Origin of the sequence: Paenibacillus sp. FSL R7-277, from assembly GCF_000517965.1 — a bacterium.
Lineage (GTDB): Bacteria > Bacillota > Bacilli > Paenibacillales > Paenibacillaceae > Paenibacillus_AQ > Paenibacillus_AQ silagei.
In genome coordinates, this window is the sequence record NZ_ASPX01000004.1 from 1 (window position 1) to 9,961 (window position 9,961).

At 50.1% G+C, this 9,961-nt stretch carries 12 protein-coding genes; 2 read left to right on the top strand and 10 right to left on the bottom strand.

Annotation, left to right across the window (positions count from 1 at the left end; translation table 11 throughout):
• Nucleotides 1-343 precede the first annotated feature (343 nt).
• Nucleotides 344-574 (bottom strand): hypothetical protein, encoded by a 231-nt coding sequence (locus C173_RS01615; protein ID WP_036692450.1) that lies wholly within the window; start codon nt 572-574, stop codon nt 344-346.
• Between the two features lie 237 nt (nt 575-811).
• Nucleotides 812-1,366 (bottom strand): stage II sporulation protein M, encoded by a 555-nt coding sequence (locus C173_RS01620; protein ID WP_235191731.1) that lies wholly within the window; start codon nt 1,364-1,366, stop codon nt 812-814.
• A 190-nt stretch (nt 1,367-1,556) separates the two neighbouring features.
• Here C173_RS01620 and pdaB point away from each other — a divergent pair, with 190 nt between their 5' ends.
• Nucleotides 1,557-2,360 carry a polysaccharide deacetylase family sporulation protein PdaB gene (pdaB, locus tag C173_RS01625; protein ID WP_036721768.1) on the top strand — a complete coding sequence of 268 codons (804 nt, stop codon included), beginning with the start codon at nt 1,557-1,559 and terminating at the stop codon, nt 2,358-2,360.
• 21 nt (nt 2,361-2,381) lie between these two features.
• Here pdaB and C173_RS01630 read toward each other — a convergent pair whose 3' ends face one another.
• Together C173_RS01630 and C173_RS01635 are read right to left on the bottom strand one after the other, a co-directional pair.
• Nucleotides 2,382-3,203 (bottom strand): PPK2 family polyphosphate kinase, encoded by an 822-nt coding sequence (locus C173_RS01630; RefSeq protein WP_036721770.1) that lies wholly within the window; start codon nt 3,201-3,203, stop codon nt 2,382-2,384.
• Nucleotides 3,204-3,331: 128 nt separating this feature from the next.
• The gene (locus C173_RS01635) at nt 3,332-3,928 is read right to left on the bottom strand and encodes a KinB-signaling pathway activation protein (protein ID WP_036721907.1); all 597 of its coding nucleotides are present in this window, start codon (nt 3,926-3,928) and stop codon (nt 3,332-3,334) included.
• 127 nt (nt 3,929-4,055) lie between these two features.
• On the opposite strand from C173_RS01635, the gene gerD reads away from it, so the two are divergent.
• Entirely contained in the window at nt 4,056-4,760 is a 705-nt protein-coding gene (gerD, locus tag C173_RS01640) for a spore germination lipoprotein GerD (protein ID WP_036721773.1), read from the top strand.
• Nucleotides 4,761-4,843: 83 nt separating this feature from the next.
• Here gerD and C173_RS01645 read toward each other — a convergent pair whose 3' ends face one another.
• From C173_RS01645 to C173_RS34585, 6 genes are all read right to left on the bottom strand, one after another.
• Entirely contained in the window at nt 4,844-5,953 is a 1,110-nt protein-coding gene (locus tag C173_RS01645) for an Mrp/NBP35 family ATP-binding protein (RefSeq protein ID WP_036721776.1), read from the bottom strand.
• A gap of 96 nt (nt 5,954-6,049) precedes the next feature.
• The gene (cwlD, locus tag C173_RS01650; protein WP_036721779.1) at nt 6,050-6,796 is read right to left on the bottom strand and encodes an N-acetylmuramoyl-L-alanine amidase CwlD; all 747 of its coding nucleotides are present in this window, start codon (nt 6,794-6,796) and stop codon (nt 6,050-6,052) included.
• A gap of 71 nt (nt 6,797-6,867) precedes the next feature.
• Nucleotides 6,868-8,043, bottom strand: coding sequence for a sulfate adenylyltransferase (sat, locus tag C173_RS01655; RefSeq protein WP_036721781.1), 1,176 nt, complete (start codon nt 8,041-8,043; stop codon nt 6,868-6,870).
• A gap of 126 nt (nt 8,044-8,169) precedes the next feature.
• Nucleotides 8,170-8,862 carry a phosphoadenylyl-sulfate reductase gene (locus C173_RS01660; RefSeq protein WP_036721783.1) on the bottom strand — a complete coding sequence of 231 codons (693 nt, stop codon included), beginning with the start codon at nt 8,860-8,862 and terminating at the stop codon, nt 8,170-8,172.
• Nucleotides 8,863-9,300: 438 nt separating this feature from the next.
• Entirely contained in the window at nt 9,301-9,411 is a 111-nt protein-coding gene (locus C173_RS35295) for a CD1375 family protein (protein WP_268748425.1), read from the bottom strand.
• A complete protein-coding gene (locus C173_RS34585) occupies nt 9,404-9,955 on the bottom strand; it encodes a hypothetical protein (RefSeq protein WP_051477755.1) in 552 nt (183 codons plus the stop codon). The genes C173_RS35295 and C173_RS34585 overlap by 8 nt, the downstream gene beginning before the upstream one ends.
• Nucleotides 9,956-9,961: the final 6 nt, after the last annotated feature.

Genomic DNA, 9,961 nt, shown 5'->3' on the forward strand with positions numbered 1-9,961 from the left:
ATTTAGAAAGAGCGATTGCTCATTTTGAAACATCTGACGAGAATTTACATTCTCATTTTTGGATCTCGCCGAAGCGATTTCCCACTCACTCGTTGTTCAGTTTTCAAAGATCAATGTCTCATTTTAGCTCTTCACCGCATCTCAGCGGCGACCTTCATAATATATCATAGTGTTTCGTTGTTTGGCAAGCTTTTTTTTGAAAAAGTTATTTTTCATTATTTCTTGCCTGCGTCTTCTCTTTAAACATTCAAAAGGAGCGCGAGATATAATGTATCATGTCGGCTCCCTTTTCGTCAAGCTATTTCATTCATTTTATTTATTCCGGTTATCAGCCTGCTTCAGCCTAGTGCTTGAACTGAGAAGAACGTCCACCCCATGCATACTTAGACAGCTCTTTCTGTGGAGCAAATCGTGCATACATACGGAAAACTGTTTTATATCGATTGGCAATCGCATGCCTAATGTTCTGATCTAAACGCTGATCACTCATATCCAGTAGCATCTCATCCAGCTCTTTGCGCAAAACATAGTCCAGCTCCTTGCATTCCTTCTCATTGAATAACATCCCCAACATATGCTTGGCCTCCTTCATGAAATTCATAATTATCCAAAACCATCAAACGCCGTTTCATCTCACTCAAAAAAGCCATTTGATGTGGGAAGCTCTATTGAAGTGCTTACACTAAATTAACCGGAGTATTGAACCTATAACCATTATCATAAGAAAATTCCATTTATGGACTCTCTTTATTCAACCTGGCAGCAGATCCAAATGTTTCGGCTTTACTGTTATGCACAATTCCCCAAGATTTTATGATAAAAGCCAAAATGTAATTGTGCTCTCGATGATTGCTGCCACAAATAACAGAATCACAATCCAGACCGAAGCGGTGAAGGTCTGCCGCATAAAGGCCTGCCAATTCATTGCCCCTTCCCCGCTCCGCTTCATCGCTCCAAAGAGTGCAGAGAGCACCTTACTGCCGAACTTCAGCCCAAAGGCGCAGGCAATGATGATGGCCGGAATCTCAATGATGCCATGCGGCAGCAGTCCTTTTACAATCAGCGTGAACAGATCCTGTCCCTGTATCGCGGACAAATGAATCAGATAGCCGATAACCGCACCGTTGATGAGCAGGAAGAATGCCGGCAAGAGGCCGAATAAGGCGCCCAGATAAATGATGACTACGCTTTTGATACTATTGTTCAGAAAAATGAATACAAAAAAGCTCCACTGCGGATTGGACGACTCTCTAAGGTTCCCGCTAATCTTACTGATCCCCTTCAATTGCTCATTCAGCAGCTGCTGAAGACTACCTGTGCCGAGCCAGCCCAAGATTCCCCCGGCTATGAACAGGATTGTGGCCATTAGGAGCGCGGTGCGAATTGTCCTTAGATCTTTGATAAATGTATTAAAAGATAACATGCGTACCTCCTGATTTGGATTCTGCCGAATTGCATTTCGTATGGAATGATTCATATCTGAGGTCATAAGCGCCCTGTACGAGCATACATTTAGAACAAACAAGCATTTCGCATGGGAGAGGAGCGCTGACATTATGAATTCTTTTTATGTATTTAGCGGCAAAAAGATCAAACGGTTCCTGTACATTTTTGCTGCTGCGCTTCTTACCGCCGGCGTTGTCTATGTGGAGAGGGGCAATATCACCGTATTCTCTGAAGCTGCCCCTTCTGCCATTTACAGTGTGCCGACGGAAAAGAAGCTGATCGCCTTAACCTTCGATATCAGCTGGGGAGAGAAACGGCCTGAGCCGATTCTGAAGGTGCTGGAAGACAAAAAGGTGGATAAAGCGACATTCTTCCTGTCCTCACCTTGGAGCAAAACCCATCCTGAGATCGTTACAAGCATCAAAGACGCCGGGTTCGAGATTGGCAGCCACGGTCACAAGCATGTGAACTACAGTACGCTAAGCAATGATGAAATCCGCACGCAGATCAGTACTGCCCATACAGTATTGACGGAGCTAACCGGTTCTCAGCCCAACCTGATCAGAATGCCTAACGGTGATTTTGACAAAAGAGTCCTGCAGGTGGCCACCGATCTCGGCTATAAAGTCATTCAATGGGACACGGACTCACTGGACTGGAAGAACATCGGTGTGGATAACATCGTTAACCGTGTAACGAGCAAAGCCCATCCCGGGGATATTGTGCTGCTGCATGCCAGCGACTCCTGCAAACAAACACATGAAGCCCTGCCTCAAATTATTGATAAGCTCCGCAGCCAGGGGTATGAGTTCGTAACCGTCTCTGAGCTAATTAGCCAAAGCAGTGCAAACGGTAAGGAAGTCCGCGATTCCGCCTTGCTGAATAATGGCCTGGAAGACGCTGCAGGAATGTAACTCCCTTACCTGTGTATGGCATCAGTGACGCGGTGAGATCAGCTGAGAGATATCAGGCGTCGGTGTATTCAGCTTCGGGTAGCTCAGGTCAAGCCCCTCCAGCGTTTTGACCACAATCTTCAGGGCCAGATAGTTGCGGTACCAGCGGTGATTCGCCGGAATCCAGTACCACGGAGCCTTATCTATACTGCTCTCCTGGAAAACATCCTCATACGCCTTTTGATAATCGTCCCAGTATTCGCGTTCCTGCAGATCACTGGCATCGAATTTCCAGTGCTTCGCCGGATCTTCAAGCCGCTCCTTAATCTTCTCCAGCTGCTTCTCTTTGGAGATATGCAGAAAGAGCTTAATGACCGTCGTTCCCTCTTCCGCCAGCATCTCCTCGAACTGGCGGATGTAGCGGAACCGCCGCTTGGCATCCTCCTTGCTAAGACTGCCATGCACGCGGGGCACCAGCACATCCTCATAATGCGAACGGTTGAATGCGGCAATATAGCCTTTGGGCGGGGTCTTCATATGAACTCTCCACAGGAAATCGTGCGCTTCTTCCTCCAGTGAAGGCTTCTTGAAGCTGGTTACGATGAACCCCTGCGGATTGATGCCGGAGAAGATGTGTTTGACGGTTCCGTCCTTACCGCTTGAATCCATTCCTTGCAGGATGACCAGCAGCGAATGCTTTTTCTGTGCAAAAAGGATATCCTGCAGCTTGACCAGCCGTTCCTTCAGCTTCTCCATTTTGGCTTCGGCTTCTTCTTTGGATTTGAAGTCTCCCCGTTCATCAGGATCGAGGTCCTTCAGGCGTGTTTCACTGGTGTCTTTTATCATATAGCGCTTGATGTTCATATATTCCCTCCTCCACTCTGTTCTTTAAGATTAACCTCTTCATCTTCATTCTAACCGCTCCCCACAGGCAATGCCAAAACCCCGCCTCCCTGGTTGTATACAGAGGGGCGGGGTTTTGAGCATGATTGCTATGGTCCGATTGTGGCCGGCTTCAGTACACGGTGCAGCATCAGAATCTGGAAGGCATTACAGGCGATAAGCGGTACAAGAATAAAGATGGTGGCGCTGTCCACGCCGATCCGCAGCACACCGATAATCTCCACTATAGTGATGGCTGTCATGAAAAAAAAGGTCGGGACCCAGGCTGACGCGTTCGTGCTGCGAATTTTGACCCAAGATACAATAAGTGCAGTGAACAGAATTGCCACGCCTAGCGTCAAATCCGTCCGGGCGCTCTGGTCTCCGCTGACAAAGGTGCGCAGGAACATCAGCTCAAACAACGCCAGCACGGCCAGCACCAGCTGTATGTAACGCCACGCCTTGCGCGGGAACACCCCGATGCCCGTATAGTTGAGGATCAGATATGCAAAAAATCCGAGCTGGGCGTATACGCTTACAAGCACTCCGTAGCCCAAAAGAATGAGGGAGTACAGGAGAAGATCGGCAGTGCCTTTAAATTGTATACCGCCATTCCCTATCTGCAGAGCAAGTCCAGCAATGACAGCCCCGCCTGCACCGATCAAAAGCGTGGTCCAGAACAAATAAAACCATTTTCTCAAGCTCAGTACTTCCACCTCCCCGTGTCAGATTTATTTTACCAAGGTTACCGTCAAAAAACCATTCCGCTTCAACATAAATGTGCCCTGGCGCGGCATACTACAATCAGTAATTCTATAAAGGAGGGCAGCGCCAATGAAATGGAGGGCTATCTGGTCTGGAGGCTTGGCACTTGGCTTGATAATCACCTTGACGGCCTGCGGGGGCGAACAGAGCAGTTCTTCTTCGGGACAAGGCGGATATAAGGAAATGAAGACGATGGTTGTCGATATATTGAAAAGTGATGAAGGGAAAAAGGCTGTAGAGGAGGCCTTGTCTACTCCAAGCTCAGAAGAGGGCAGCGCCGCCAGCGGCTTAAGCATGAAGATGATGCCTATGCAAACCACGGAGCAGATCCGGCTCGCTGTTAAAGATACCCTCACCGCGCCGGAGTATCAGAAGGAAATTGAAAAAATCATGACTGATCCGCAGTTTGCCGGCGATTTCGCCAAAGCGATTAATAAACAGAGCAAGGAACTTCATCTTCAATTGATCAAGGACCCCACTTATCAGAAGTCGGTTGGAGAAATTATGAAGTCGCCCGAAATGACGAAAATGTTCCTCGATCTTACGAAGACTCCGGATTACCGCAAGCAGTCCATGACGATTATGCAGGAGGCTATGCAGAACCCGCTATTCCGAATGGAAGTACTTACGCTTCTCAAATCCGTGGTCCAGGATGAACTGCAGCCTAAGGTTGAGAAAAAGGATGGGGGTAAAGGCGGCAGCGGCGGGGAGGACAAGCAGGGCGGTGACAGCCAGAAGCAGGAAGGCGGAGACGATTCCGGTTCGGGTTCTTAACCTCTTATATTTTAAAATAAGGCCTTGCCCCGTGGATGGGACATGGCCTTATTTGTTTATGTGCATGGCAAAGCCAAGGATGATTATTGCTCGTACTTGGCAATCAGCTTGTCTGCAATGTCTGCAAACAATATTCCGGTAGCCGTATCCGCCTTATATACTGACGGTGAAAAGTCCGGCTCGGAAATATGGTTGTCCGGGGCACCCAGCGGCACCTGGGCCAGCAGCTCTGTATGCAGCGTTTCCGCCAGACGGGCTCCGCCGCCTCTGCCGAAGATGTAATCCTTTTTGCCGCAGGAGGAGCATTCGTAGTACGCCATATTCTCAATGACGCCAAGAATCTCATGCTCGGTCTGCAGAGCCATAGAGCCTGCTCTCGCTGCCACAAAGGCAGCTGTAGCATGAGGGGTAGTGACAATGATCTCCTTGCTGTGCGGCAGCATCTGGTGGACATCAAGGGCCACATCGCCCGTACCTGGAGGCAGATCCAGCAGCAGGTAATCGAGTTCCCCCCAGCCGACATCGGCGAAGAACTGGCGCAGCATTTTGCCAAGCATCGGTCCTCTCCAGATCACCGGACTATTCTCTCGGATGAAGAAGCCCATCGACATGACCTTGACGCCGAAGCGTTCTACCGGAATAATCGTTCCTTCTTCCACGATCGGCCCTTCTTCAATTCCCATCATGTCCGGGATACTGAAGCCGTAAATATCTGCATCGATCAGGCCGACTCTCTTGCCCTTACGGGCCAGTGCCACGGCCAGATTCACGGTTACTGTTGATTTCCCGACCCCGCCCTTGCCGCTGGCGATCGCGATGAAGTTCACCCCTGAGTTCTCGTTAATCAGCTCATGCCCCTCAAGGCCTGCTGCGTGTCCTTTGAGCTTCTCCCCTTCATCTGAATCCGGCTCGTCCCCGCTGCCCTCTCCGCGAAGCATAGCCCGTTCATAATCGGTGGCATCACGCAGGCGGATATGAATCTGTTCTGCCCCGCCCGCCGTAAGCAGGTCACGTACCTGCTGCTCCAGCTCCATCCGCTTCTTCTCATCCGAATCCAGACATACGATGGATAACGAAATACGGTCCTCTTTGATCATGATATCGCGGATTAACTGTAGTTCGATCAGGCTTTTTCCGGATTCCGGGTCTGTAAGCGGCTGTAAAAGTTCCTGAATTTGTTCCCTGGTCTGCATGGAAAAGCACCTCTGTTCCTATCCGGCGGTAAGCCCCGGTATTTGTACCTATTATAGCATTACCCCCGGAGGGAAGAGTAGTCCCACCCTATGCCGCTATGGCTGCTCGGAGCTGTACCGCAGGATGCCCCGGTAGATGCTGGTTGCCACCTTCCGCTGATACAGATCATCCCCAAGGAGCAAGGACTCCTGAGGATGTGACAGGAAGCCTACCTCAACGAGCACGGACGGCATCTTTAACACTTTTAACAAATAAATGGTATTCGCTGTCTTCGCCACGCGGTCCGTATTCTCAAGTGTAGCTCTCAGCTCATCCTGAACCAGCCCGGCCAAGGCCTTGTTCCTCTCGCTGCTTGGATAATAAAAGGTCTGCGCCCCGCTCCAGCGGTTGGAGGGAATACTGTTCATATGTACGCTGACAAACAGATCGGCGCCCTTCTCTTCAATGCTCCGCACCCGCTGCTTCAGATCCTCCGTCTTGCGTCTTGCGTACCCCTTGGTGCTGCCCTGGGCCAGATCATAATCCCCTTCACGGGTCATCACCACAATCGCCCCAGCCTGCTGCAGATAATCGCGCAAGTACAGCGACACAGAGAGATTGATATCCTTCTCAATCAGGCCTGAGCGGCTCACTGCTCCCCCGTCCGGTCCCCCATGACCTGCATCAATGGCAATCACCTTGCCGGAGAGCGGCAGGCTCCAATAATTGACCGTCTTGGCAGTCGGCATGTCGTAGGCGATGATTCCGATCATTATCGTGAGCAGCACAGCGCCCAGGATACCTTTTTTGATGCTGCGCCAAGAGATCCAGACCGAGACTTTATGCTTCTGCCCTCCAGACATAACAAAAACCCCCTCGTCCCGATAGATTCTACTCATCTATATGGGACAAGAGGGCCAAATAGTACTGGCTCTCAGGAGTTTACAGAGACTTCCGGTGACATACCTTCAATCAGAATCTGCGCCACCTCAGGGCGAGTGAATTCAGGAGGCGGACACTGTCCGTCACGCAGCAGCGCACGTACCTTCGTACCGGAGAGAGTCAAGTGCTGGTCAGACGGATGCGGGCAGGTTTTGCTGGAGGCCATATTGCCGCACTTCACGCAGAAGAAGCTGTGCTCGAAGAACAGAGGCGTGATGCCCAGCTCCTCGGCGGTGAAGTTCGCAAAGATCTCCTGCGCTTCATACGTGCCGTAATAATCACCAACACCCGCGTGATCACGGCCGACAATGAAGTGTGTACAGCCGTAATTCTTGCGCACCATGGCATGGAAGATGGCTTCACGGGGGCCCGCATAACGCATCGCTGCCGGGAAGACGCCAAGGAAGGTACGGTTCTCCGGATAATAATTCTCCAGTAAGGCCAGATAACTCTTCATCCGCACGTTGGCCGGAACATCATCCGACTTGGTCTCACCAACCAGGGGATTGAGGAACAGAGCGTCTACAACCTCCATAGCGCATTTCTGGATATACTCATGGGCACGATGTACCGGGTTACGCGTCTGGAAGCCTACAACCGTTCTCCAGCCCTTATCGGCGAAGATCCGGCGGGTCTCGGCGGGGTCAAAATAGAATTCAGCGAACTTCTCCGGCTGCGGGCGGTTGAGCACAGTTATAGGTCCGCCTACATAAGTTGCCGGCCGGGACAGCAGCTTACTGACTCCGGGATGCGCGGGATCGGTTGTTTTGAACACATTGTGCGCCTCAACCTGTTGGTCTACCGTATAAATACTCTCAATATCCAGCAAACCGTAGATGATATCATCGTGTTCGCCTTTGAGTGCCACTCTGTCGCCTATTGCAAGAGTCGCTGCCTGCTCGTCACCTATAGCCAGCGTAACCGGTATACTCCATACGGTTCCGTTAGCCAGGCGCATATTGCTTACTACCGAGTGATAATCCTCTTCGTTCAGGAATCCGGTGAGCGGCGAGAAGGCACCTACACCAATTAAATCCAAGTCAGATAAGGTCCATGTATTGAGGGCAATCGATTGATGGCCTGAAGCTTGCTTCAGCAGTTCTTCTCTCTCTTCACCGTCTGCGATGCGCCGGATCAGCGTTCCTCCGTGAGGAAGTATTGAAGTCATCCCTGTTCTCTCCTCCTGTGCAATGCCTGTGTGTGCTGTATAGAGTGCTGGTAACTTAGTGCGTGCGGGTAAATAAGTTCGGATAAATTAGTGATCATATCTGAGCGATATTTATTTAGGCGTATCTTATTTGTGTAGTCCGCATTCTGTCTTGTCCGAACCAGACCATCTGCCGGCACGCGGATCTTCACCAGGCATAACAGCCCGGGTGCATTGCTCACAGCCGATACTCGGGAAATTGCGGTCATGCAGCGGATTGTAGACTACATCATTCTCGCGGATATAATTCCACACATCCTCTGTAGTCCAGTTCGCAATCGGATTGAACTTGACCAGCCCGAACTTATTATCATATTCTATCTTCTTCGCATTGGCCCGGGTAGGGGCTTGGTCCCGGCGAATCCCGGTAATCCAAGCGTCGTATTGTGAGAGAATACGGGTCAGCGGTTCTACCTTACGGATCGCGCAGCACTGGTTAGGGTCAGTATTCCATAGGGCCTCCCCATACTGCAAGGCCTGCTCCTCCACCGTAATCTGCGGAGATACCCGGACGAATTCCATCCCGTACTTATCAGCCATAATATCTCTAGTCTCATAGGTTTCCTTGAAATGATAATCCGTATCTAGATAGAACACATCTGTCGAAGGACTCACCTTCTGGATCATATCCACCAGCACTACATCCTCCGCCCCGAAGCTGCAGGCAAAGGTTATATTCGGAAAGGTCTCCACCGCCCAGCGGATAATCTCCTCGGGAGAAGCATTCTCCAGCTCTTCCGCTTTCACTTTGATTAAATCCTCTTTCTCGAGCAGGTTCATCTTAGTTTCCTCCATCCGGATATCGTCAAGATCGAAACCTACGAGGTTAATCCCGACTAATTCTATAAGATATAGTATATCCGTTTATCCGGCGAAGTCAATGGGTTTTGTTCAAGTTGGAATAAAGTTTGGAGTGGAATTTAACCCTGATCAAGATTAACTTGGTTTAAGACAAAAAAAGACCTCTCCGTTTCTGGAGAGGCCGTTAAGATATTTCGAAACTTAAATTTTTCATTTAAAGGTTTGCATAGCAAAGGCATCGCTTAACCCTATTGATTTTACTTTTCCATTCTCATTGAACGAAAAAGTTATAACATAAATATTCTTACTGTCTTCCTCGGGACTTTTAACTGAGAATTCTCATTATATTCTAGAGGAATAAGAAGACCATTGGATATAGCCCCCTGATGCAAGTTCACACCTAATGCACGCTATGACTTATTTATTTTCTCTCTCCAACAGAGCGGCCACATCGGCGCGAATGCTCTCAGGCACCTGTACCAACATCTTGATCCCCTTATTGATCAGGTTTGCATATATCTTAGCCATTGTCTGTCTCACCTCCCTCTACGGGCGATTCCGGCTGCTGCCCGCCCATTACCAGTTCGTACAACTCAGTGATTGCTACCTGGGCATCAACCGTTTCCTGTTTGGTGACTTGCAGTTCAACCTTTGCAGCCTGAAGCTCTTCATAGCTCTCTGCCAATGCAACCTGTGTATCCATCAGCTGCGCCTCAGTCTCGTTCAGCCGTGACAGTGCATTTTCAAGCTGCTTCGTGGTGTCCACCGCTCCAGCCTCCACAGCAGCCATGCGGCCCTCCAATGGGTTCGGCTCGTTAAGATACGTAAACAACAATTCACCTGTCTCCGGGTCCACCCGGTAGCTGTCGCACTGCGCAAACTCCCGGGAGTACTGGCCGTATTGCAGCTTGACCACACCGACCGTTTCCCGGACGCGCTGGGCCAGCTCCTTGATGCTGGCGAAGTCCTGGTCCTCAGTGGTCTCAACATGGCCCCGGCCGACATACTCTCCTGTATTGTGGATTATATTGCCGGTTGCCTTGTCATAATAGATTTTCATTCCGATTTGCACGATAAT

Coding starts and splice junctions, on each gene's coding strand:
- cwlD (WP_036721779.1), bottom strand. CDS start 6,796: ATGTCTGGAGGGCAGAAGCATAAAGTCTCGGTCTGGATCTCTTGGCGC.
- C173_RS01615 (WP_036692450.1), bottom strand. CDS start 574: ATGTTGGGGATGTTATTCAATGAGAAGGAATGCAAGGAGCTGGACTAT.
- C173_RS01660 (WP_036721783.1), bottom strand. CDS start 8,862: ATGAACCTGCTCGAGAAAGAGGATTTAATCAAAGTGAAAGCGGAAGAG.
- C173_RS01630 (WP_036721770.1), bottom strand. CDS start 3,203: ATGAACATCAAGCGCTATATGATAAAAGACACCAGTGAAACACGCCTG.
- C173_RS01620 (WP_235191731.1), bottom strand. CDS start 1,366: ATGGCCACAATCCTGTTCATAGCCGGGGGAATCTTGGGCTGGCTCGGC.
- C173_RS01645 (WP_036721776.1), bottom strand. CDS start 5,953: ATGCAGACCAGGGAACAAATTCAGGAACTTTTACAGCCGCTTACAGAC.
- sat (WP_036721781.1), bottom strand. CDS start 8,043: ATGACTTCAATACTTCCTCACGGAGGAACGCTGATCCGGCGCATCGCA.
- gerD (WP_036721773.1), top strand. CDS start 4,056: ATGAAATGGAGGGCTATCTGGTCTGGAGGCTTGGCACTTGGCTTGATA.
- C173_RS35295 (WP_268748425.1), bottom strand. CDS start 9,411: ATGGCTAAGATATATGCAAACCTGATCAATAAGGGGATCAAGATGTTG.
- pdaB (WP_036721768.1), top strand. CDS start 1,557: ATGAATTCTTTTTATGTATTTAGCGGCAAAAAGATCAAACGGTTCCTG.